22 protein-coding genes and 2 pseudogenes are annotated in these 23,537 nt (G+C 55.5%); 13 read left to right on the top strand and 11 right to left on the bottom strand.

All coding sequences use genetic code 11. The features are described from left to right. Window positions 1–14: 14 nt before the first annotated feature. The 4 genes and pseudogenes from QFI97_RS11595 to htpX all read left to right on the top strand — a co-directional run bounded on the left by QFI97_RS11595 (window position 15) and on the right by htpX (window position 4,475). Window positions 15–528, top strand: a pseudogene (locus QFI97_RS11595) (GAF domain-containing protein). 81 nt (window positions 529–609) lie between these two features. Continuing rightward, a complete protein-coding gene (gene proQ, locus QFI97_RS11600; RefSeq protein ID WP_041146207.1) occupies window positions 610–1,287 on the top strand; it encodes an RNA chaperone ProQ in 678 nt (225 codons plus the stop codon). 19 nt (window positions 1,288–1,306) lie between these two features. Next, window positions 1,307–3,355, top strand: a complete 2,049-nt coding sequence (gene prc, locus QFI97_RS11605) for a carboxy terminal-processing peptidase (RefSeq protein ID WP_331834415.1) — start codon at window positions 1,307–1,309, stop codon at window positions 3,353–3,355. 238 nt (window positions 3,356–3,593) lie between these two features. Next, window positions 3,594–4,475 (top strand): protease HtpX, encoded by an 882-nt coding sequence (gene htpX, locus QFI97_RS11610; protein WP_095101738.1) that lies wholly within the window; start codon window positions 3,594–3,596, stop codon window positions 4,473–4,475. 79 nt (window positions 4,476–4,554) lie between these two features. On the opposite strand, the gene QFI97_RS11615 is transcribed toward htpX, so the two are convergent. Next, window positions 4,555–5,928, bottom strand: a complete 1,374-nt coding sequence (locus tag QFI97_RS11615; RefSeq protein ID WP_346431193.1) for an MFS transporter — start codon at window positions 5,926–5,928, stop codon at window positions 4,555–4,557. A 177-nt stretch (window positions 5,929–6,105) separates the two neighbouring features. Between QFI97_RS11615 and kdgR the strand changes: the two genes are divergently transcribed. After that, the gene (gene kdgR / locus QFI97_RS11620; protein ID WP_041146203.1) at window positions 6,106–6,897 is read left to right on the top strand and encodes a DNA-binding transcriptional regulator KdgR; all 792 of its coding nucleotides are present in this window, start codon (window positions 6,106–6,108) and stop codon (window positions 6,895–6,897) included. Between the two features lie 66 nt (window positions 6,898–6,963). On the opposite strand, the gene QFI97_RS11625 is transcribed toward kdgR, so the two are convergent. After that, a complete protein-coding gene (locus tag QFI97_RS11625) occupies window positions 6,964–7,203 on the bottom strand; it encodes a YobH family protein (RefSeq protein WP_095101742.1) in 240 nt (79 codons plus the stop codon). A 160-nt stretch (window positions 7,204–7,363) separates the two neighbouring features. On the opposite strand from QFI97_RS11625, the gene mgrB reads away from it, so the two are divergent. The 6 genes and pseudogenes from mgrB to rlmA all read left to right on the top strand — a co-directional run bounded on the left by mgrB (window position 7,364) and on the right by rlmA (window position 11,667). Then, window positions 7,364–7,507, top strand: coding sequence for a PhoP/PhoQ regulatory lipoprotein MgrB (gene mgrB, locus QFI97_RS11630; protein ID WP_041146201.1), 144 nt, complete (start codon window positions 7,364–7,366; stop codon window positions 7,505–7,507). 74 nt (window positions 7,508–7,581) lie between these two features. Beyond that, window positions 7,582–7,872 (top strand): YebO family protein, encoded by a 291-nt coding sequence (locus tag QFI97_RS11635; protein ID WP_346431194.1) that lies wholly within the window; start codon window positions 7,582–7,584, stop codon window positions 7,870–7,872. Window positions 7,873–8,507: 635 nt separating this feature from the next. Then, window positions 8,508–8,652: pseudogene (locus tag QFI97_RS11640) on the top strand (DUF2627 domain-containing protein). Window positions 8,653–8,664: 12 nt separating this feature from the next. Further along, window positions 8,665–8,874, top strand: a complete 210-nt coding sequence (cspE, locus tag QFI97_RS11645; protein ID WP_001062678.1) for a transcription antiterminator/RNA stability regulator CspE — start codon at window positions 8,665–8,667, stop codon at window positions 8,872–8,874. Window positions 8,875–9,065: 191 nt separating this feature from the next. Beyond that, a complete protein-coding gene (gene ftsI, locus QFI97_RS11650) occupies window positions 9,066–10,811 on the top strand; it encodes a peptidoglycan glycosyltransferase FtsI (RefSeq protein ID WP_346431195.1) in 1,746 nt (581 codons plus the stop codon). A 61-nt stretch (window positions 10,812–10,872) separates the two neighbouring features. Continuing rightward, window positions 10,873–11,667, top strand: a complete 795-nt coding sequence (rlmA, locus tag QFI97_RS11655; RefSeq protein WP_346431196.1) for a 23S rRNA (guanine(745)-N(1))-methyltransferase — start codon at window positions 10,873–10,875, stop codon at window positions 11,665–11,667. Between the two features lie 3 nt (window positions 11,668–11,670). Here the strand turns inward: rlmA and mntP are convergent, their stop codons facing one another. The 5 genes from mntP to manX all read right to left on the bottom strand — a co-directional run bounded on the left by mntP (window position 11,671) and on the right by manX (window position 15,877). Next, window positions 11,671–12,237 carry a manganese efflux pump MntP gene (mntP, locus tag QFI97_RS11660; RefSeq protein WP_095101751.1) on the bottom strand — a complete coding sequence of 189 codons (567 nt, stop codon included), beginning with the start codon at window positions 12,235–12,237 and terminating at the stop codon, window positions 11,671–11,673. Between the two features lie 426 nt (window positions 12,238–12,663). Then, window positions 12,664–13,122: a DUF986 family protein gene (locus tag QFI97_RS11665; protein ID WP_095101753.1), complete on the bottom strand. Its 459-nt coding sequence runs from the start codon at window positions 13,120–13,122 to the stop codon at window positions 12,664–12,666. A 63-nt stretch (window positions 13,123–13,185) separates the two neighbouring features. Next, window positions 13,186–14,037 (bottom strand): PTS mannose transporter subunit IID, encoded by an 852-nt coding sequence (locus QFI97_RS11670; protein WP_041146195.1) that lies wholly within the window; start codon window positions 14,035–14,037, stop codon window positions 13,186–13,188. Window positions 14,038–14,049: 12 nt separating this feature from the next. Then, on the bottom strand, window positions 14,050–14,850 hold the full coding sequence (locus QFI97_RS11675) for a PTS mannose/fructose/sorbose transporter subunit IIC (protein ID WP_045859157.1): 801 nt from the start codon (window positions 14,848–14,850) through the stop codon (window positions 14,050–14,052). 55 nt (window positions 14,851–14,905) lie between these two features. Then, a complete protein-coding gene (gene manX / locus QFI97_RS11680) occupies window positions 14,906–15,877 on the bottom strand; it encodes a PTS mannose transporter subunit IIAB (protein WP_095101755.1) in 972 nt (323 codons plus the stop codon). Between the two features lie 453 nt (window positions 15,878–16,330). Between manX and yoaE the strand changes: the two genes are divergently transcribed. Then, window positions 16,331–17,890, top strand: a complete 1,560-nt coding sequence (gene yoaE / locus QFI97_RS11685; protein ID WP_095101757.1) for a CNNM family cation transport protein YoaE — start codon at window positions 16,331–16,333, stop codon at window positions 17,888–17,890. A 38-nt stretch (window positions 17,891–17,928) separates the two neighbouring features. Here the strand turns inward: yoaE and pdeD are convergent, their stop codons facing one another. The 4 genes from pdeD to pabB all read right to left on the bottom strand — a co-directional run bounded on the left by pdeD (window position 17,929) and on the right by pabB (window position 23,209). Next, window positions 17,929–19,506, bottom strand: coding sequence for a cyclic di-3',5'-guanosine monophosphate phosphodiesterase PdeD (pdeD, locus tag QFI97_RS11690; RefSeq protein ID WP_331834412.1), 1,578 nt, complete (start codon window positions 19,504–19,506; stop codon window positions 17,929–17,931). Between the two features lie 124 nt (window positions 19,507–19,630). Next, the gene (gene sdaA, locus QFI97_RS11695; protein WP_346432082.1) at window positions 19,631–20,995 is read right to left on the bottom strand and encodes an L-serine ammonia-lyase; all 1,365 of its coding nucleotides are present in this window, start codon (window positions 20,993–20,995) and stop codon (window positions 19,631–19,633) included. A gap of 276 nt (window positions 20,996–21,271) precedes the next feature. Further along, the gene (locus tag QFI97_RS11700) at window positions 21,272–21,850 is read right to left on the bottom strand and encodes a CoA pyrophosphatase (RefSeq protein WP_331834411.1); all 579 of its coding nucleotides are present in this window, start codon (window positions 21,848–21,850) and stop codon (window positions 21,272–21,274) included. Window positions 21,851–21,853: 3 nt separating this feature from the next. Further along, window positions 21,854–23,209 carry an aminodeoxychorismate synthase component 1 gene (gene pabB / locus QFI97_RS11705; protein WP_346431197.1) on the bottom strand — a complete coding sequence of 452 codons (1,356 nt, stop codon included), beginning with the start codon at window positions 23,207–23,209 and terminating at the stop codon, window positions 21,854–21,856. A gap of 87 nt (window positions 23,210–23,296) precedes the next feature. On the opposite strand from pabB, the gene QFI97_RS11710 reads away from it, so the two are divergent. Next, window positions 23,297–23,482 (top strand): YoaH family protein, encoded by a 186-nt coding sequence (locus QFI97_RS11710; protein WP_331834409.1) that lies wholly within the window; start codon window positions 23,297–23,299, stop codon window positions 23,480–23,482. The last annotated feature ends 55 nt before the right edge of the window (window positions 23,483–23,537 follow it).

The raw sequence follows: 23,537 nt of genomic DNA on the forward strand, positions 1-23,537 counted from the left end.
TAAGTGATTATATAATGAGCAAAACAGAGTTTTACGCGGATCTGAACCGTGATTTTCAGGCATTAATGGCAGGAGAAACCAGTTTTCTGGCCACGATCTCTAATACCAGCGCGCTGCTGTTTGAGCGGCTGACGGAGGTTAACTGGGCCGGGTTCTATTTACTCGAAGGCGATACGCTGGTGCTGGGGCCCTTCCAGGGCAAGCTGGCCTGCGTGCGAATTCCGGTAGGGCGGGGCGTTTGCGGGACTGCCGTTTCACAAAATCGCGTGCAGCGCGTGGAGGACGTTCACGCCTTCGACGGGCATATCGCATGTGATGCCGCCAGCAATTCGGAGATTGTCTTCCCGCTGCGGGTGAACGAGCGGATTATTGGCGTCCTGGATATCGACAGCACCGCGTACTCCCGCTTCACCGCTGAGGATGAACAAGGGCTTACGGAACTGGTAGCGCAGCTGGAAAAGTTCATTTCTGCGACCGACTATCAAAAAATATTTGCCCACGTCGCAGGATAATCAACGGATAACGTAGCATTTAGCGATGGCGTCATTATAATGGCGCCTGTTCATGCCTGCGGCTTGTTGGCTACGTCCGTTGTAATCAGGAAATTTCATGGAAAATCAACCTAAGTTGAATAGCAGTAAAGAAGTTATCGCATTTCTGGCCGAACGTTTCCCACAGTGCTTCAGCGCTGAAGGTGAAGCTCGCCCCCTGAAAGTCGGTATTTTTCAGGATCTCGTTGAGCGCGTTGGGGGTGAGATGAATCTCAGCAAAACCCAGCTTCGTGCCGCTTTACGTCTTTATACTTCGAGCTGGCGCTATCTGTACGGCGTTAAGCCAGGGGCGATTCGCGTCGACCTCGACGGCAACCCGTGCGGCGAACTGGAAGAGCAGCACGTTGCTCATGCCCGTCAGCAGCTCGAAGAAGCAAAAGCTCGCGTCCAGGCACAGCGTGCAGGCCAGCAGGCTAAAAAACGCGAAGCCGCAGCTGCCGCTGCTGGTCAGCAGGAAGACGGCACCCGTCGTGAGCGTAAGCCACGTCCTCAGGTTCGCCGCAAAGAAGGCACCGAACAGCGTAAGCCGCGTCCTGCCGTTGCGAAAGCACCGCGCGAAGAGCGTCATACTCCTGTATCAGATCTGACCGTGCTGTCCGTCGGCCAGGCTCTGAAGGTGAAAGCAGGCAATAACGCAATGGACGCCACCGTTCTGGAAATCACCAAAGATGGCGTTCGTGTACAGCTGACTTCTGGTATGTCAATGATTGTACGCGCAGAACACCTGGTGTTCTGAAACGGAGGCCGGGCCAGGCATGAACACATTCTTTAAGCTCACCGCGCTTGCGGGCCTGCTAGCAATAGCAGGCCATGCGTTCGCCGTGGATGATATTACCCGAGCCGATCAAATCCCCGTGCTGAAAGAAGAGCCGCAGCACGCGACGGTGAGTGAGCGCGTAACCTCGCGCTTTACTCGTTCGCACTATCGACAGTTTGATCTCGATAACGCCTTCTCGGCAAAAATTTTTGACCGCTATCTGAACCTGCTGGATTACAGCCACAACGTGCTGCTGGCCAGCGACGTTGCTCAGTTTGCCGCGAAGAAAAATCAAATCGGTGACGAGCTGCGCAGCGGAAAACTGGACGTTTTTTACGACCTGTATAACCTGGGGCAGAAGCGCCGTTTCGAACGCTATCAGTACGCGTTGAAGGTGCTGGAGCGTCCGATGGACTTTACCGGCAACGATAACTTCAACCTTGACCGCAGTAAGTCACCCTGGCCGAAAGATGAGGCCGAGCTGAACGCGCTGTGGGATGCCAAGGTTAAGTTTGACCAGCTGAGCCTGAAGCTTGCGGGTAAAGACGACAAAGAGATCCGCGAAACACTAACCCGCCGCTATAAGTTTGCTATTCGCCGTCTGGCGCAAACCAATAGTGAAGATGTGTTCTCGCTGGTTATGACCTCCTTCGCCCGCGAAATCGATCCGCATACCAACTACCTGTCGCCGCGCAATACCGAGCAGTTCAATACCGAAATGAGCCTTTCGTTAGAAGGGATCGGCGCGGTGCTGCAGATGGACGACGACTATACGGTGATCAACTCGCTGGTGGCCGGTGGCCCGGCGGCGAAGAGCAAGTCAATTAGCGTTGGCGATCGTATCGTTGGCGTCGGCCAGTCCGGTAAAGGCATGGTTGACGTTATCGGCTGGCGTCTTGACGACGTCGTGGCGCTGATTAAAGGGCCGAAGGGCAGTAAGGTACGTCTGGAAGTGCTGCCGGCGGGCAAGGGCGCGAAAACGCGCATCGTCACGCTAACCCGCGAGCGAATTCGTCTCGAAGATCGCGCGGTTAAAATGTCGGTGAAAACCGTTGGTAAAGAAAAAATCGGCGTGCTGGATATCCCCGGTTTCTACGTTGGCCTGACGGATGACGTTAAGGTTCAGCTGCAGAAGCTGGAAAAACAGAACGTCAGCAGTATCGTTATCGACCTGCGCAGCAACGGCGGCGGCGCGCTGACCGAGGCGGTATCGCTTTCCGGTCTGTTTATCCCGTCTGGCCCGGTAGTGCAGGTTCGCGATAATAACGGCAAAGTGCGTGAAGACAGCGATACTGACGGCGTCGTTTACTACAAAGGCCCGCTGGTCGTGCTGGTTGACCGCTTCAGCGCTTCGGCTTCTGAAATCTTCGCCGCTGCGATGCAGGACTACGGTCGCGGACTGATCGTTGGTGAGCCAACCTTCGGGAAAGGCACCGTGCAGCAGTACCGCTCGCTGAACCGTATTTACGATCAGATGCTGCGTCCTGACTGGCCGGCGCTGGGTTCCGTGCAGTACACCATCCAGAAGTTCTACCGTATTAACGGCGGCAGTACTCAGCGTAAGGGCGTAACGCCGGACATCATGATGCCAACCGGCACCGAAGATCGCGAGACCGGCGAGCAGTATGAAGATAACGCCCTGCCGTGGGATAGCGTTAATGCAGCGACCTACGTCAAGTCCGGCGACTTAACGCCGTTTGGCCCCGGTTTGCTGAAGCTGCATGATGAGCGGATTGCCAAAGATCCGGAATTCCAGTACATCATGAAGGACATTGCTCGCTATAACGCGATGAAAGACAAGCGCAATATCGTTTCCCTGAACTACGCCCAGCGTGAAAAAGAGAACGAAGAGGATGATGCGACTCGTCTGGCCCGGATTAACGATCGCCTGAAGCGTGAAGGTAAGCCGCAGCTTAAGAAACTGGACGATCTGCCGAAGGATTACCAGGAGCCGGATCCGTATCTTGATGAAACGGTACATATCGCGCTCGACCTGGCCCATCTGGAGAAAGAACAGCCAGCGGTGGAACCACCGGTTAGTCAATAAGCACCCGACGGGCACACATGGTTGTGCCCGTTTTTTTATCTGCTCCTCCCGCCAAAAACCTCGATTCCCCCGTGCCTGATGTCAATATATTATGCAGATGTCAGCGATATGCTACAAAATGTAAAGTTGTGTCTTTCTCGTGACTTAGCGGGGGAGGATGGTTGAAAATTAACGTTGCACCCATACGATATGGGTAATCGCATAGTGCGTTTTGTTAAATCGAGGTTAGAAGAAAATTATGATGCGAATCGCGCTCTTCCTGTTGACCAACCTGGCCGTTATGGCGGTGTTCGGGCTGGTGCTAAGCCTGACGGGAATACAGTCAAGCAGCATGACCGGGCTACTGATCATGGCGCTGCTTTTTGGTTTTGGTGGTTCGATCGTTTCGCTGATGATGTCGAAATGGATGGCGCTAAAATCGGTGGGTGGGGAAGTCATTGAGCAGCCGCGTAATGAAACCGAACGTTGGCTGATGAATACCGTCGCGCAGCAGGCGCAGCAGGCGGGGATCGGCATGCCGCAGGTTGCTATCTACCATGCTCCGGATATTAACGCGTTTGCCACCGGGGCGCGCCGTGACGCTTCGCTGGTTGCCGTCAGCACCGGGCTGCTGCAGAACATGAGCCGTGACGAGGCGGAAGCCGTTATTGCCCATGAAATCAGCCACATTGCCAACGGCGATATGGTGACCATGACGCTGATTCAGGGGGTGGTGAACACCTTCGTTATCTTTATCTCGCGCGTTATCGCGCAAATTGCCGCAGGATTCCTTGGCGGCAACCGCGATGAAGGTGAAAACAGCAACGGCAACCCGCTGATTTACTTTGCCGTCGCCACCGTCCTGGAGCTGGTGTTTGGGATCCTGGCCAGCATCATCACCATGTGGTTCTCGCGCTACCGTGAGTTCCATGCGGATGCGGGCTCTGCCCGTCTGGTCGGCCGTGAGAAAATGATTGCCGCCCTGCAGCGTTTGAAAACCAGCTACGAGCCGCAGGAAGCCAGCAGCATGATGGCGCTGTGCATAAATGGCAAAGCGAAATCTATGAGCGAGCTGTTTATGACACACCCGCCGCTGGATAAACGTATTGAAGCTCTGCGCAGCGGGGAATATCTGAAGTAATCACGTCCTTCCGAGCGCAAAAATAAAAACCGCAGCCTTAACCGGGCTGCGGTTTTTTTTGTGCCGTAATCGGGCCCGGCTACTGTCCGGGACGCGGCTGGGTGACGCGAAGCCCGCTAACGGTGGCCGCAATGACCGCCAGCCCTCCGGCCAGCAGCAGCGCGGTATGAGTGCCGCCGTTGCCTTGCAGATTGAACAGCAGCGCGACCAGCGCCGCGCCGGTGCTTTGCCCCAGCAGTCTGGCGGTACCGAGCATTCCGCTGGCCCCTCCGCTGCGGTGGCTCGGGGCCGATGAGACGATAGTGTGGTTATTCGGCGACTGGAACAGACCGAAACCCGCGCCGCAGAGCGCCATGCGCCAGATAATATCGAGATCGGACGGCGATGAGGGCAGCAGCGCCAGGCCAAACAGACCGCAGGCCATAACCGCCAGTCCCACCGCACCTAGCAGCCCCGCGTGAATTTTCTCAATCAGATAACCCGCCAGCGGCGCCATCACCATCGTCGCTAAAGGCCAGGGCGTCAGCAGCAGCCCGGTCTCCACCTCGCTGCGTCCGATCGTTGCCTGCAGGAAAAAGGGCAGCGAAACCAGCGCCAGCATTTGTGCGCAGAAGGAACAGATTGACGTGCAAATGGAGAGCGAGAACAGCGGGATACGCAGCAGATCAACCGGCAGGAGCGGCACCGGCATCCGCAGCTGGCGGCGAATGAAGAAGAATCCGATAACCAGCATTGCAACCACTTCAGCCAGCACCAGTTGACCGGACTGTCCTTGGGCAAAGCCGCCGAGCGCGGTGATCAGCAGGCCGAAGGTCAGCGCGTTCATGACGGCGCTGGGAAGATCGAAGCGGGTAATTCGGCTGCGGCCGCTGTTGGCCGGCAGGTAGCGTATGGCGAGCGTCAGCGAAACAATCCCCAGCGGAATGTTGATTAAAAACAGCCACTGCCAGGAGGCGATGGAGAGTATCGCGGCGGCAATCGTCGGGCCGGCCGCGGAAGATACGGCGACCACAAACGAGTTGATCCCCATTCCCCGGCCAAGGAAGCGCTTCGGGAAGATAAGACGAATGAGCGCGGTATTCACGCTCATCAGCGCGGCGCCGCCGAGCCCTTGAGCGACGCGGGCGAGAGTCAGCATCTCAAGCGAGTGGGAGAGGGCGCAGGCCAGTGAGGTAAAGGTAAAAACCAGCAAACCGATTTTGTAGATGCGCCGATAGCCAAACATATCGCCCAAAAAGGAGAGCGGCAATAGCGCAATAACGATGGCGATTTGGTAAGCGTTGACTATCCAGATTGAGGCGGCGGGCGAAGCGTTAAGATCTGTGGCGATGGTCGGCAGGGCCACGTTAGCAATGGCGCCGTCGAGTACGGCCATCGCTATGCCTAAAACGATGGTCAGAATGGCGCCGTAACGCTGCGGCAGGGGCAGACCATCGGAAACGTTTTTATCCATGTTAAGTTTGTGTCTTTATCGTGACTATTCTCTGGGTAATGATTTTAGCATTGATTATTCGGCTGTATGTCGCAGATTTGTAACGAATGGGCAGAAGAACGATTGCGGGCATCGGGTTGCGAATTTATAATAAAAACCGGTTCTAATTTTTATAAAACAGTAGCGATGAGGTGATAAATGGCAGTTGCAGATTTGGATAAACAGCCAGATTCTGTCTCTTCAGTATTGAAGGTTTTTGGCATCCTGCAGGCGCTTGGCGAAGAGCGTGAAATTGGTATTACCGAACTATCTCAGCGCGTTATGATGTCAAAAAGCACCGTTTATCGCTTTTTGCAGACTATGAAGTCGCTGGGCTATGTCGCCCAGGAAGGTGAGTCTGAGAAATACTCCCTGACGCTGAAGCTGTTCGAGCTCGGCGCGCGTGCGCTGCAGAATGTCGATCTGGTGCGCAGCGCGGATATCCAGATGCGCGAACTATCGCGCCTGACGAAAGAGACTATCCATCTCGGTGCGCTGGATGAGGACAGTATTGTCTACATCCATAAAATCGATTCGATGTACAACCTGCGCATGTATTCGCGCATTGGCCGCCGCAACCCGCTGTACAGCACCGCAATCGGCAAAGTGCTGCTGGCGTGGCGCGATCGTGCCGAAGTGGAGCAGATTCTCGAAGACGTCGAATATAAGCGCAGCACCGACCGGACGATTACCAGCACCGAAGAGCTGCTGGGGGTGCTGGACAGCGTTCGTCAGCAGGGCTATGGCGAAGACAATGAAGAGCAGGAAGAGGGGCTACGCTGCATTGGTGTACCGGTCTTCGACCGCTTTGGCGTAGTGATTGCCGGGTTGAGTATTTCGTTCCCGACGCTGCGCTTCTCGGAAGAGCGGCTGCACGAATACGTTGAAATGCTGCATACCGCGGCGCGTAAAATTTCTGAACAGATGGGCTATAACGACTATCCGTTCTGATCGCGGCAGGCGTTAGCTGCGTCGGGCTACTGCGGGAAGAGGGTTCCTGCCGTAGCCCGAAGCGGATTAACCTTTGTCGATAACGGTTTCGCTTTTGCGCAGAACCGGACAGTCAGTCAGGCCAATAATACCGCTATCAGAATGAACGTACTGTACGGTGCTGGTGCCGCGGGCGGTCAGATACTTACACTGGAGGCCCAGCCCCGCTGCGTTCTCATTGCTACCAATCAACATGCCGTAGCCGCTTAATAATACGCCAATCCATAAGATAGCCAGTACCACAATCGTACGAATGATCAATCGCATTGTTGCCTCATAATTTGTATTATCCTCGGCGTTTATTTTGACAGGTACACGAGTTGAAACAAGTCTATGATTCTTAAACTTGCCTTTCGTATTACAGTTAGCCGCGGTTTAAGATGAGCGTGCTATCCTGGCAACATCTGGTATTGATGCGGAGTGTGGAGTGAAAAAATTACGCTGGGTTTTGCTGATTGTTGTCATAGCGGGCTGTTTGTTGCTGTGGACTCAGATGCTTAACGTAATGTGCGATCAGGATGTGCAGTTTTTCAGCGGCATCTGCACCATCAACAAATTCATCCCCTGGTAAGACATTTTTATAACGACTGATTTTCTTCTGCTGCGCGGGTGGTAGAATAAACGCCTTCTCTTTGAGGTGGTGAAATGAGTGAGTTACTAAGTTCTGGGATCGTAAATCTGGCATCGCTGGCGCTTTCTATTGTGCTGTTGCTTGTCGGCCTGTTGTTATGGTTTTTTGTTAATCGCGCAAGTTCGCGCGCCAACGAGCAGATTGCCCTGCTGCAGGCTCTGCTGGATCAGCAAAAGCGCCAGAACGCGCTGCTGCGTCGTCTCTGCGAAGCCAATGAGCCGGAGAAGGAAGAGGCTACCGGACCTTCAGCCGTTGAGAAGGGGAAGGATGACGACGACTTTATCCGTCTCGTCGCTGAACGGTAGCTGATAAACGGGTGTACACCGCCTTGGTGTACGCCTGCCTCATCGCCTTGCGCAATAACTTATTCTTATCCTTTTGTCCTGATTGCCACATTTCTTAGGCTACTTAATGTGTTAGCGATCGCAATTTTATCCAATAAGCTATGGATTTTTGAGCTAATCAAATAAAATAATAACATCGTGATTTAATTGCATGATGAAAGAAAGTGTCATCGAAATTTCATTATTCAGGTGCAATATAAACACTATTTATAGTGGGGCGAACAACATTTAATTAACCCTGCATATTCTCGGCCTAAGCCAATTTTCAACTATCAATATGCGCGTTTATGCGCATCGTTATGCACGTACCCTGCCGCAACCCCCTGAAAACTGGCAGGGTGCATGCCTGCCGGCCTGGATGGACCGAAGTTGTTGAGCAATGGTGAAAAAGTTGCCACGCTCATCCATGCGTAATTGTATGTTTGCCGCGCTGGGCGGGATTAACGACGGGGCGGAAAAGGCGCATAAACGTGCAGTTGGTCAAATGATTCCCTTATATTTTGTGCGAAGGATCGAGACCCGTTTAAAAATGGCTTGCCATTATTAACGTTGTATGTGATAACACCTTTCGGGTTAAACGAGGTACAGTTCTGTTTATGTGTGGCATTTTCAGTAAAGAAGTCCTGAGTAAACACGTTGTCGTTGAATACCGCTTCTCTGCCGAACCTTATATTAGTGCCTCATGCAGTAGTGTGTCAGTTTTATCTATGTAAGTGCCTGCGGGCGAAGAAAACAGTCTAAGGAATTTTGCAAATGGCAAAGATTAAAGGTCAAGTTAAGTGGTTCAACGAGTCTAAAGGTTTTGGCTTTATTACTCCGGCTGATGGCAGCAAAGACGTGTTCGTACACTTCTCCGCTATCCAGGGTAATGGCTTCAAAACTCTGGCTGAAGGCCAGAACGTTGAGTTCGAAATTCAGGACGGCCAGAAAGGTCCGGCAGCAGTTAACGTAACTGCTATCTGATTCAAGACCACTCATCTTGTAAAGAAAGCCTCGCCTTTGCGGGGCTTTTTAGCGTTTATTGCAAAACATTTCCGATTTCTCCCCTTCGTTGTGCTTTGTTGCAAAACAACATCTTTATTAGCACTGTTTCGCATCCTGTTTTGTCGATTTTCTGTTAAATCAGAGGGTTGCAAAATAATGCTGGAGCTACGGTGCAAAAGAACAAAACTAAGTCAGGCGCGAATTTCACCCCGATTCGCTTTGGGCTGCTGTGTGCGGCGATCCTCAGCTGCCTTGGGCTGCTATTGGGCCGGGTGGGATGGCTGCAGATTGTCTCCCCCGATAATCTTGTTAAGCAAGAGGATATGCGCTCGCTGCGCGAAGAGCCTATCGACGTCCAGCGGGGGATGATAAGCGACCGCGAGAATCGCCCGCTGGCGGTCAGCGTACCGGTTAGCGCTATCTGGGCCGACCCGCAAACGATAGTGGAAAAAGGGGGCGTCGGCTATGGTCCGCGCTGGCAGGCTATGGCCGAAGCGCTGCACCTTAATCTGGGCGATTTGGCAAAGCGGGTTCAGGCTCATCCCCATATGCGGTTTGTCTATCTGGCCCGCCAGGTTAACCCGGAACAGGCCGAGTGGATCGATAAACTGCATCTGCCGGGGATTAATCTGCGCGACGAATCCCGCCGCTTTTATCCGGCCGGCCACGTTGCGGCCAACCTGCTTGGTTTTACCAATATTGATAATCAGGGAATTGAAGGCGTTGAGAAAAGCTTTAACTCCCAGCTGACCGGAAAGGCCGGCCGCCGGCTGGTGCGTAAAGATCGCCACGGCCACGTGGTTGAAAATATCACCGAGGTTCCGGCGGTTCCGGCGCACAATTTACAGCTAAGCATCGACGAGCGGCTGCAGACGGTCACCGAGGATGCGCTGGATAATGCGGTCAGCTGGAACAAGGCGGAGTCCGGGGCGGCGGTGCTCATTAAGATCGATACCGGCGAAATCCTGTCGATGGCCAGCTATCCCGACTTTAACCCCAATAATCGCGATAACGCCCGGCTGGATGATTTTCGTAATCGCGCGATCAGCGATACCTTTGAGCCGGGCTCGACGGTTAAGCCACTGGTGCTGATGACGGCGCTGCAGCAGGGGATTGTTCAGCCAGACAGCGTGGTGGATACCCATCCTTTCGTCCTCGACGGTCACCGCATTCGCGATGTCGGCTACTACCCGGAGCTGACCCTGACCGGCATCCTGCAAAAATCCAGCGATACCGGCGTCTCGCACCTGTCGCTGGCAATGCCGGTCCAGCACCTGATTGACACCTATAAGGCCTTTGGCTTTGGCGATCCGACGGGCCTGGGGTTAACCGGGGAAAGCGCGGGGCTGATGCCCCAGCGCCGCTACTGGGGGCAGCTGGATCGGGCGACTTTCGCCTTTGGCTACGGTCTGATGGTCACCCCGCTGCAGCTGGCGCACGTCTACGCTACCATCGGCGGCTTCGGCATCGAGCGGCCGCTGTCGATTACCCGCATCGATCCGCCGGTCATCGGCACGCGAGTGATGCCGGAGCAGATCGTCCATCAGGTCGAACATATGATGGAGAGTGTGGCGTTACCGGGCGGCGGCGGGACAAAAGCGGCCGTCCGCGATTACCGGATTGCGGTCAAAACCGGCACGGCTAAAAAGATTGGCCCCGACGGCAAGTACATCGATAAATATATCGCCTATACCGCAGGCGTGGCGCCGGCCAGCAACCCGCAGTTTGCGCTGGTGGTGGTCATCAACGATCCCAGCAACGGCGCCTATTACGGTGGGGCCGTTTCGGCGCCGGTATTTAGCCAGATAATGGGCGATGTTCTGCGTCTCGAAAACGTGATGCCGGACGGAATGCCGGCGGGCTCGGACAATCTTATCGTTATGCATAACGGCGAGAGCCTGCCCCCGGCGCTGTAACAGTGGTCTGAAAGAGCGAATAACGCTACACTTTCGCTCTTTCAGCGACACCGGAGTTGTCATGTCTTACAGTTGCCCCCTTTGCCACGCGCCGCTTGAGCGCCGTGAAAATAGCTATATCTGCCCGCAGCGGCACCAGTTTGATTTAGCGAAGGAGGGATACGTTAACCTGCTGCCGGTGCAGTTCAAACGCTCGCGCGATCCGGGCGATAGTGCGGAGATGATGCAGGCGCGGCGCGCCTTCCTCGATGCCGGCCACTACCAGCCGCTGCGCGATGCGATCGGCGAGTTCCTGCAGACCTGTGCGCCGGCCGATCTGCTGGACATCGGCTGTGGAGAGGGCTACTACACTCACGCGTTTGCCGCTATCTCAGCCAGCTGCTGGGGCCTTGACGTCTCAAAATCTGCGGTTCGCGCGGCGGCCAAACGCTATCCGCAGGTTAATTTCTGCGTCGCTTCAAGCCAGCGCCTGCCGTTTGCTGATGCCAGCTTTGACGCGGTGGTGCGGATCTATGCGCCCTGCAACGCTCTGGAGCTGGCGCGGGTTGTCAGGCCCGGCGGCTGGGTGGTTACCGCGACGCCGGGCCCGAAGCATCTGCTTGAGCTGAAAGGTCTGATTTATGACGACGTGCATCTGCATGAGCAGAATACGGAAGCAATGACCGGCTTTACGCTGCGCCATCAGCAGCAGCTGGCTTACCCAATGACGCTAAGCGGGAGCGAAGCCGAGGCGCTGCTGCAGATGACGCCGTTTGCATGGCGGGCGAAACCGTCGGTTCGTGAGGCGCTGCGTGAGCAGGCGTTATTCAGCTGCCAGACCGATTTTATGATCCACTGCTGGCAGCGTGATGCCTGATAGCTAGCCGGCGAAATGGCTCCAGAGAATTTCGGCGCCGATACCTATCAGCACAATTCCTCCCAGAATTTCAGCCCGCTTGCCTAGCAGCGGGCCGATAAATCGTCCCAACATAATACCCAGCGTTGACATCACCAGCGTCGCGCAGCCAATCGCCAGCGCGGTGGCGATGATGTTCACCTGCAGGAATGCCAGACCGACGCCAACGGCCATAGCGTCAAGGCTGGTGGCAAATGCGGTAGTGACCAGCAGCCAAAAGCCGTGGCGATGGGGCGCTTCGCACTCGTCGCCGGCGTCGCCGCGAAATCCTTCAATCACCATTCGGCCGCCGAGGAAGACCAGCAGCACAAAGGCAATCCAGTGATTCCATTCGAGGATGAACTGGCTGGCAAGCATCCCCATTCCCCAGCCGACAAGCGGGGTCAGCGTTTCAATCGCGCCGAAGATAAGCCCGGTACGTAACGCTTCGGAAAATTTAGGTTGGTGGAGAGTTGCACCCTTACCGATAGATGCGGCGAAGGCGTCCATGGACATGCCAAAGGCCAGAAGAATCGTTGCGGATAAGTTCATAAGTGCGTCCTGACCGGGGATATTCCATATGACACATCGCTGCCCCCAGTAAATATACGCAATAAGTCTAATGATTATATATTGCGTACTGCAGTGATGCGTCTATGGTCTCGCCTGATTGAATGCGTTCTTCAACCCGTACGTGCCACGTTTTGCAACGAGTATGTTGACACGTACATCTCCTGGCCTGGCGGACAGGACATCGGCTACTCCCCAACGACGGGCGCAACCTTAACATATTTTTAGAATATAAAACAATAACACTATTTAGATATTTTAATAACCAAATGATAACGATTTTCATTTGAATTTAGGTGTCAAGAATTGGTTAATAAATATGAGGGAAGTGGGCAGATGAAATATAGCAAGGGCTATATATCCATCTGCCTGAATGAGCTGAAATATAGCGTAGGCTATATTTGTAACCTACTGAGTGGAAACGAGAAGTTTGTATATTTTTTCCAGATCGTCGATATTTCGTACGCGAATAAGCAGGCGTCTTTGCTCTAATTGCATCACCAGCACGCCGTCTTCCGATAAATTCATCTCTTTAATACGCTTATATTCAATCCAGATATTGGCGAAGAAAAAACCAGCGGGCTTGAAGATGATTTTGGGCGTGCGGATCCAGAACAGGTAGAGACCCATTAATGCCAGAGCAGATAATAACCATGTGGTAATGAGCGCGCCGTGGCTGATAATGTTGTTATAAATCAGTATGGCAGTTAGACCGACGAAGATTATTCCATCAACGCGGCTGCGGCGGAGCAGGGGAATGGCCAGCAGCTGCGGGCCGTTACGGCGCGGCATAATAAACTGGTCGTAAATCGCAAATGCCAGCAGAACCAAAATAAACAGCACCAGCACCAGATCCGTGAGTGTCATCCATCCTCCGAACAAAAACTAAAAAAAAAGCCGGGGGCAAGCCCCCGGCGTACAGCAGGATAATTACAGCCCCAGCAGGCCGATTGCGTAGCCAACGATACCGATGACGAAGAAGCCAACGATGATCCACAGGGCGTTAACTTTCTTACGCAGCAGCCACATACAGGCGAAGGTCAGCAGCAGAGGCACCAGACCCGGCATCAGCTGGTCAAGGATAGTCTGCACGGTGGTCACGCGAGTCTGGCCATCCTGACCGGTGATAGTCGATACCACCAGCGGGATGTTCACGTGCGTCCATTTATTGACCAGCGCCCCCATGACAAACAGGCCGAGAATCGATGCCCCCTCGGTCAGTTTCTGCAGGAAGCCGCCGCCCATATCTTTAACGATGTCGATACCTTTACGGTAACCGTACGCTACGCCGTAGTAACGGGTCAGCAGACGTACTGCGTTAAACAGAATAAAGAACAGCAGAGGACCAAGCAGGCTGCCGCTCATCGCGATACCGGCGCCCAGCGCCGCGAATACCGGACGCACGGTGCCCCAGAAGATCGGGTCGCCTACGCCAGCCAGCGGGCCCATCAGACCGACTTTGATACCGTTGATGGCACCATCGTCGATTTCCGCACCGTTAGCGCGCTGCTCTTCCATCGCCAGCGTTACGCCGAGCACCGGCGCCGCAACGTAGGGGTGGGTGTTAAAGAACTCAAGGTGACGCTTAATCGCCTGTTTACGCGCATCGTTATTCTCCGGGTACAGGCGACGAATTGCCGGCACCATAGAGAAGCAGAAGCCCAGCGCCTGCATACGTTCGAAGTTCCATGAACCCTGGAACAGGTTAGAACGAATGAACACGCCACGAATATCACTCTGAGTGAGTTTTTTCTCGGTGGTATTTTTAGTCATATCAACCATTTCGCTCACCTGTTAGTCCAGTTCGTTATCGAGATCGTTATTACCAGCAGCCTGCGCTGGCGCACCCGCTACGCGGTTGTATTTCGGGCTCAGCTGGATGTAGAGGATTGCCATTACGGTACCAATCACGCCCAGAGCAACCAGGTTGAAGTTGGTGAACGCAGCGGTAACGAAGCCGAGGTAGAAGAACGGCATCAGATAGCCTGCGCGCATCATGTTGATGACCATCGCGTAACCAACTACCACGATCATGCCACCCGCGATGTTCAGACCGCCGGTTACCACTTCCGGAATGGCGTTCAGCAGGCCCTGGACTTCACTGGTACCGACGGAGATAGCGACGATAACGGCCGGGATAGCGATACGCATAGCCTGCAGGAACAGAGACGAAACGTGAAGCCAGGAAATGGCCGTCAGGTTTCCGCTCTCCGCTGCTTTATCCGCAGCGTGCTGGAAGGCAACGGTAATCGTACGGACGATAATGGTCAGAACCTGGCCTGCCGCCGCCAGCGGGATAGCCAGCGCGATACCGGCACCAATGCTTTGGTGACCCGCGATAACCAGAACGGTCGAGATGATGGACGCCAGGGCGGCATCCGGCGCAACGGCGGCACCGATGTTCATCCAGCCCAGGGCGATCATTTCCAGGGTACCACCGATGATAATACCGGTTTTCATATCCCCGAGAACGGCGCCAATCAGCGTACAGGCCACCAGAGGACGGTGGAACTGAAATTCATCAAGTACCGACTCCATACCCGCAATACACGCGACGATGAACACCAGCACAATCTGAAGAAGGGTAATCTCCATTGTACTTCTCCTGTTGATTAAGTCTTAAGTTGAAAAGTCAGGCGCGAGCGCAGGGTTATTTATTAACCTTGGCGATCAGGTCCATCATTTTCAGTTTCTGGTCGGTGGAAACTTTGCGTGCTTCCAGTTCGATACCGCGGGCGTTCAGCTTCTTGAACGCTTCAATATCTTTCTCATCGACCGAAATCGCGTTGTTCACCTGCGTTTTGCCCTGGCGGAAAGCCATACCGCCGATGTTGACCGTGGTGATATTCACGCCACCTTCAACAACGCGCTCAACGTCAGTCGGGTTAGTGAACAGCAGCATAATGCGCTCGCCTGCGTATTTAGGGTTGTTGTAGACGCGGATCATTTTAGCCACATCAACAACGTGGGCGGTGACGCCCGGAGGTGCAACCTGAGTCAGCAACGTTTTGCGTACGGTATCGGCTGCGACTTCATCGCTGACGACGATAATACGGGTGACGTTGGTTTCTTTGGTCCAGCGGGTCGCTACCTGGCCGTGGATAAGACGGTCATCGATACGCGCCAGGCCGATAACCATGTAATCGTTTGGACCCATCGGTTTAGCTGGGGTTGCCGCTCGTGGCGCTGCCGCCTGAACGGGAGCCGGAGCCGCTTTTTCAACCGCTTTCGCTTTCAGCGCTTTCACGCCTTCACGACCGGTTTCCACCGCTAACGCCACCAGCTCGTCGAACGACGGGTCGTCGTCACGGGCCATTAGCGTTTCAACCAGCATTGGAATGTTGACGCCGGCGATGACTTCGTAGTGCTCTTTATCGACGACAATGCGGCTCGCCGCATTGAACGGGCTTCCTCCCCACGTATCGACGAGAAACAACACGCCTTTAGCCGTGTCCAGCTTCGCCAGCTGTGCGTTGTATTTTTCGATCAGCGTTTCGGCGTTTTCACCGGGAACGAAATCGATCCAGCCAACGTTTTCCTGCTCGCCCAACAGCATTTCTGCCGTTTTCAGCAGCTGTTCTGCAGCCCAACCATGTGTGCCTATTACAATAGCAATCGTCACTTGCTACCTCCTTTATTATGGTGAATGCATCATCTGTTGTGATACATCCTGAATCACTCTTGCGAACAAAATCGATTCAGTAAGGGTGTAAGATATAAAATAATCACTACAGCGAATTATTTTAGATAGTGAAAAAATAATTAATGTGATGAAGATCCGTTAATCACGCATCTACGAATAATAATTTCGCGGCGCAAAAAATAGCCTTAGCTATTGCAAAAACAGGTAAATTTTTTTCCAATCTGGTTCTGTTTTTTGCTATGTTTAGCTTCCGTTTAACTACTCAGGAGTATAGGGCATAGCCCGCTGTATGGACCCTCATCGACGTCTTTTCACCTTTTGGCACCTGTCTGCCACCGCTACCGCTATCTGCTACGCTTTTTTACCAGCAATAATTGTCTCGCCTGTGCATGACATAGCGATGACTGCGTCCGTCGTTAACTGGAGCAACTCATGGAATTCTTAATGGATCCCTCTATTTGGGTCGGCTTGTTGACGCTGGTCGTCCTCGAGATCGTGCTCGGTATCGACAACCTGGTATTTATTGCCATCCTTGCGGATAAACTGCCGCCAAAGCAGCGTGATAAAGCACGTCTGATTGGCCTGTCGCTGGCGCTGTTCATGCGTCTGGGGCTGCTGTCGGTTATTTCGTGGATGGTGACCTTAACCAAACCGCTGTTCAGCATCGCTGATTTTTCCTTCTCCGGGCGCGATCTTATTATGCTGCTGGGGGGGATATTCCTGCTGTTCAAGGCGACGACCGAACTGCACGAGCGGCTGGAAAACCGCCAGCATGATGCCGGTCATGGTAAGGGGTACGCCAGCTTCTGGGTGGTGGTGCTGCAAATCGTCGTGCTTGATGCCGTGTTCTCGCTGGATGCGGTGATTACCGCCGTGGGTATGGTAAACCACCTCCCGGTCATGATGGCGGCGGTGGTGATTGCGATGATGGTCATGCTGCTGGCATCGAAGCCGTTGACCCGCTTCGTTAACCAGCATCCAACGGTGGTGGTGCTGTGCCTTAGCTTCCTGCTGATGATTGGCCTGAGCCTGGTGGCCGAAGGCTTTGGTTTCCATATACCGAAAGGCTACCTGTACGCTGCGATTGGCTTCTCAATCACCATTGAGTTCTTCAACCAGGTGGCGCGGCGCAACTTTATCCGCCATCAGTCGACGCTGCCGCTGCGCGCGCGCACCGCCGATGCGATCCTGCGTTTGATGGGCAGCCGTAAGCAGAATCCGGTGACGCACGATGGCGACATGCCGTCCGCGGTACCGGTGCCAGAGGGCGCGTTCGCCGAAGAAGAGCGCTATATGATTAACGGCGTGCTGACTCTCGCGCAGCGTTCGTTACGCGGCATCATGACGCCGCGCGGTGAAATCAGCTGGGTGGACGCCGAGCAGAGCGTAGAAGAGATTCGCCGCCAGCTGCTCTCCTCTCCGCACAGCCTGTTCCCGGTGTGCCGGGGCGAGCTGGATGAGATTATCGGTATTGTTCGCGCCAAAGAGATGCTGGTGGCGCTGGAGGCCGGCGAGAACGTTGCGGCGCTCGCCTCGGCATCGCCGGCGATTGTGGTTCCGGAAACCCTGGACCCGATCAATCTGCTGGGCGTTTTGCGCCGGGCCCGCGGCAGCTTCGTCATTGTGACCAATGAATTTGGCGTGGTGCAGGGGCTGGTGACGCCGCTGGACGTGCTGGAGGCGATTGCCGGCGAGTTCCCGGACGCCGATGAGACGCCGGAGATTGTTGCCGATGGCGACGGCTGGCTGATCAAAGGTTCAACCGACCTGCACGCCCTGCAGCAGACGCTGGGGCTGGATGACATCGTCAATGAAGAAGAGGATATTGCGACGGTGGCCGGGCTGGTGATCGCCGTCAACGGCCATATCCCGCGCACCGGTGATGTGGTTGAGCTGGAGCCGCTGCGGTTCACCATCGTTGAGGCCAACAGCTACCGCGTCGATCTGGTCCGCGTCGTTAAAACGCGGCACGAGCACGACGAAGAAGAGTAATCCCGCCGACCTGCCGGTCTCCTCAGGAGGCCGGCAGGCTATTGACTATCCGTTTCCTCATCCGCCGCCCGATCGTGCGCCGCCAGCCATTGCGGGAATTCGTTAACCGGCATCGGCCGGGCGTAGCGAAACCCCTGCAGGATATCGACGCCGTGGTTACGCAGGTATTCCGCCTGCTCCTCTGTTTCAACGCCTTCCGCGATGGTGACAATTTCCAGGCGATGCGCCAGGGAAATAATCATATCCGTCACCGTTGAATTTACGCTGTCGATGCCGATTGCGCTGGTGAAGGACTTATCAATTTTTAAGATGTCGGGGCGGAGTTTTTTCAGCCATGACAGCGAGCTGTTGCCGGTGCCGAAATCGTCGATTGCCAGCTGCACGCCTTTGAAATGCAAATGTTCGGCCATATGGCGATCGCCATCCTGCAGCACGTCGCGCTCCGTGAGCTCCACTACCAGCTGCTGGACGGGATGGGCGCTAAACCAGTAGTGATGCAGATCGCGCAGCAGCTCGCCGTTAGCAAAATGGCGGGCGGCGACGTTGATCGAAATATGGAAGCTTTTGTCCTGAGGGAAAAGGTTGAGCTGGCGTGCGGTTTCCGCGATCACGTAGCGGGTGAGGGGAACGATAAGATTGTAACCCTCGGCAATGGGAATAAAGACATCGGGGGAGATCCTCCCCCGGCGCGGATTGTTCCAGCGCAGTAATATCTCGACTCCGCAGCACCTTTGGCTGCGCAGATCCTCCAGCGGCTGGCACCAAAGTTCGAACTCACGCGCGGTGATACCGAGGCTGATTTCACGGGAAAAGCTGAGCCTGCCTGCGGTTATGAGCCAGGTTATGCCGGTCGTTAACAGCGTGAAGATCAGCGCCAGCGGCAGCTCGGCGGGGAGTTCGTGCAGGGCGATTGCCGAGGCTCCGGGGCCGCTGACGTTGATGGTAAAGGGGAACTGCGAAGAGCTCTGGCGATAAATGACGCGCTCGCCCGGAATGGCGTCGTGGTCCACCAGTCCAAGGCCGTTAATAAAGCTTTTGTTACCGACCCGCAGCCCAATACCGGTAATCAACGGTGATTTCGCGTTGAGAATTAACTCCCCCAGCAGCTCAATATTAATCATCAGCATTACGCCGTCGGAGCCGCTAATCGATGCCGGATACCACTGAATTAATACCGGCGAGCCGACCAGCAGCGATCCATCGGTGGAGAAGACCAGAAGAGGGTGGTTGCTCGGCAGCATGGGCTGGCGCTGATGAAGGTTAAAATTACGTTCGCCATAAATACTGGAGCAGTAAAGAGTATCCGCTTTCACCAGCGCGATAGTTCGCACCGTTTGCAGCGAAGACGCCAGCTTGCGTAAGGGCAGGTGAATTTCCCGGCACGGCTGACCGACGAAATTCAGCATCGACAGGTGCTGCTTTTCAAGAGGGCGAAGAATTTTATCCATGGCCATCACCATCTGACTGGTGACCGTCTGGATCCGTTGCTGATTTAGGCTACGCTGCGAAATAAATCGGATAACCAGAGTGGTTGTCAGCGTTAATAACGCAACAATCAAACATACGACGATACGTTTACGGCGGTATGTCGTGATGACCTTATGTGCAGTCTGCATGCGCGACACCCTGTCGACTCTGAGTACCGTTCAGAATAACAATCGTCAGACAGTAAGTGTAGTGGGTGTAAATGAATAGAAGAAGAAAAATGCGCCGGTTAGGGCGCATTTCGGTTGCGAAGGTTTAGTCACACTGTACTTTGATGGCCAGACCGCCGCGGGAGGTCTCGCGATATTTGGCGTTCATATCCTTGCCGGTTTCGTACATCGTCTCGATAACTTTATCGAGGGAGACGCGCGGTTCGCTGGTGCGGCGCATCGCCATGCGCGCGGCGTTAATCGCTTTAACCGATGCGATGGCATTACGTTCGATGCACGGCACCTGGACCTGACCGGCGACGGGATCGCAGGTGAGGCCCAGATTGTGCTCCATACCGATCTCCGCCGCCACGCACACCTGTTCAGGGCTGGCGCCGAGCAGCTCCGCAAGACCGGCTGCGGCCATGGAACAGGCCACGCCAACCTCGCCCTGACAGCCCACCTCTGCACCTGAAATAGAGGCATTCATCTTGTACAGCGCGCCCACGGCGCCGGAAGCCATAAAGTAGCGAATGTAGATATCAGGGCTGACGGATTCAATAAAGTGGTCATAGTAGGCCAGCACCGCGGGCACAATCCCGCAGGCGCCGTTGGTCGGGGCCGTGACGACGCGGCCGCCGGCGGCGTTCTCTTCGTTGACGGCGAGGGCAAACATGTTCACCCAGTCAATGACGTTCATCGGGTCGCTGGAGAGCTTATCGCTGGCCACCAGCAGGCGGCGCAGCGCAGAGGCGCGGCGCGGTACGCGCAGCGGCCCGGGCAGTACGCCTTCGGTATTCATGCCGCGATCGATGCAGGCGCGCATGGTCTGCCAGACGTTGGCAAAATAGTCTTCAATCTCTTTTTTACTGTGCAGCGCCAGTTCGTTCTGCATCACCATCCCGGAGAGGGACAGCCCGGTCTCTTTGCAGTAGCCCAGCATCTCCTGCGCCGATTTAAACGGGTAAGGAACGCTGAGCTCTCCCGCATCCTCTTTGCCGAAATGATCTTCGTCGACGATAAAACCGCCGCCGATGGAGTAGTAAGTTTTGCTGTAGATTTCTTTGTCGCTGGCCCAGGCATGAATCGTCATCCCGTTTTCGTGCAGCGGCAGGTTGTCGCTGCGAAAACGCATGCCGTCATCCTGCGGGAAATCGACTTCCTGCTGCCCTTGCGCCAGCAGCAGGCGTCCGCGAGCCTCTACGTCGCGAATAAATGCCGGAATCGCGTCAATGTCGACCGTATCGGGCTGATTGCCCGCCAGCCCCATGATAATGGCGATGTCCGTGTGGTGGCCTTTGCCGGTTAATGACAGCGAGCCGTAGACGTCAACCGCCACGCGCGTTACGTCATTAAGTAGTCCCTTTTCGACCAGGTCATCGACGAACTGTTTACCGGCTTTCATCGGCCCTACAGTATGGGAAGATGAGGGACCAATCCCCACCTTGAACATGTCGAATATACTAATCACCATAACACTCCAGTACAGGGTTGCCGCGGCTGCGGCAACGATGTGATAACTGCGCATAGTGTAAGAGGGAACCGTAGCATCAGCTTAACTATTCACATGAATTAAACTAATGGATAACCATGAATTTACTAATGCTGAGAGCGCCGTCATATTTAAGTATATACCCTAAATAATGTGGCCGATGAGGGCGTCAGAAGAAGGGAAGAAAAGCGCGTCGCGGGGGAGTCCAGCGGGCGAGCGCCGCCGGCAAGGCGGCTGCGCAAAGTAGGGGGGGCGCTAGGGCTTGACGCCGATTTGCAGGGCCAGCTCGCGAATAATCCCTGCGGTCATTCCCCAGACAAAATAATGCTGATACCACGAAAGCCAGACCCGATGTGAGTTCCCGCGGCGATGAATATCCAGCGGATGATAGCGGCCTAAGCGCAGCGCTTCGGCCAGCGGCATTTCAAAGACCGCCGCCACCTCATCCTGGCTGGCGTGATAGCGCAGGTTTGGCGGAATAATCCCCACTACCGGGGTCACCTGAAAGCCGGTCACGCTATCCACCGGCGGCAGGACGCCGATGATCTCCACCAGCTCAGGAGGAATAGCCACCTCTTCCTGCGCCTCACGGAGCGCGGCGGCAATCAGCGTCGCGTCGCTGTTATCGACCGCGCCTCCCGGGAAGGCCACCTGGCCGGCGTGCTTACGCAGTCGCGGCGAGCGCTGGGTGAGCAGCAGCCCCGGCTGCGGGCGACGGACGATCGGCACCAGCACCGCGGCCTGGCGCTGATTCAGGGCGCTTTGCGAAGGCTGCGGGCGCAGTAATTGAAAGCGCGAAAGAAAGTCGTCCAGCTCAAGGGCGTTATCCGCCATATCCTAGCTCTCCAGTTGTTGCAGAATGCGGTTAACTTTATCAAACGTTTCCTGATATTCAGCCTCTTCTTCGCTATCCGCGACAATCCCGCCGCCCGCAGAGCAGTATAGCTGCCCCTGCCACGCCGTCAGCGTGCGGATCGTAATGCTGGTGTCCATATTGCCGCACAGGCTGAGATAGCCGATGCTGCCGCACCACGCGTTGCGCCGCTGCGGCTCCAGCCGATCGATAATTTGCATCGCGCGCACCTTGGGGGCGCCGGTAATGGAGCCGCCGGGAAACGCCGCGCGCAGCAGGTCGCTGGCGTGAAGACGGGCCGGTAGCCTGGCGGTAATGGTGCTGACCAGATGGTGGACCGCCGGGAAGGGTTCGACGACGAAGAGTTCCGGCACGCGCACGCTACCGGGCTCGGCAACCCGGCCAATATCGTTGCGCATCAAATCGACGATCATCAAGTTTTCCGCGCGGTCTTTCGCCGAGTTAGCCAGCTTTTCTGCCTGGCGAGCGTCCTGCTGAGGATCGGCCAGCCGCGGGAGGGTGCCTTTAATCGGCCGGGTCTGGATTTCACCCTGATGAAGCTGGATAAAACGCTCCGGAGAGAGGCTCAGGACCGCGCCTTCCTCGAGGCGAATAAAGGCGCTGAACGGGGCTCTGTTGGCGCGGTTAAGCTGGCAAAATGCCTGCCACTCGTCGCCCTGATAGCGGGCCTGGAAGCGCTGAGCCAGGTTGACCTGGTAGCAATCGCCGCTCTGCAGCCACGCCTGTACCTGGCGGAATTTCTCGCCATACTGCTCGCGGCTCATATTCGAATGCCAGGCCGAGGTCAGGCTAAAAGGTGCCGCCGCTGGGGCCGATTGCGCCCTCAGCCACTGCAGGCGCGCCTGGGGATCGCCGTAGCTCAGCAGCGAGACTTCACGACGCTGGTGATCGACGATCAGCGCCCAGTCGTAAATGCCGACCGCCATATCCGGCAGCGCAATATCCGCGTCGGCCTGAGACGGCAGGTTTTCAAAACGACGCCCCAGATCGTAGCCGAACAGCCCCAGCGCGCCGCCAAGGAACGGCAGGTGCGGATGGGCCTGCGGCGCTAATCCGCACTGCGCCAGCTGTTGCGCCACTATTTTTAGCGGATCGTCGGCGGACGTCGTCAGCGTTCGGCCGTCGTTCACCGTGGTGAGGCCGCCGCGGGTAGTCAGCGTTGCGCGCGGCTCGGCCACCATAATATCAAAACGGTTATGCGGATGATCGGCAAAGCCTGAGTGTAGCAGCATCGCCCAGGGCGCTGCGCTTAAGGGCGCAAAGTAGCGCTCGGCGGCATCCGGATGCCAGGGCAGGGTAATAATAGCGGGGGACAACATCTTCCTCGATCCTGATCGTTACCGCCCGCTGGCTTATAAGGGGACGGCGTGAAATAATTACGCCCCACAATGTAGCAGGAGTCAGTTATGTTTGCAGGTTTACCTTCGCTGAGCCACGAGCAACAGCAAAAAGCAGTAGAACGTATCCAGGATCTGATGTCGCAGGGGATGAGCAGCGGTGAGGCGATTCGTCTGGTCGCCAACGAACTGCGCGCCACGCATACCGGCGACCGGATCGTAGCGCGCTTTGAAGATGATGAAGACGATGAGTAAGTAGATAGCGTCTTTGATATATCAGCAGGGGAGCCCGTTCCCTGACAGTCCCCCT

Origin of the sequence: Klebsiella scottii (assembly GCF_036561945.1) — a bacterium.
Taxonomy (GTDB): domain Bacteria; phylum Pseudomonadota; class Gammaproteobacteria; order Enterobacterales; family Enterobacteriaceae; genus Klebsiella; species Klebsiella scottii.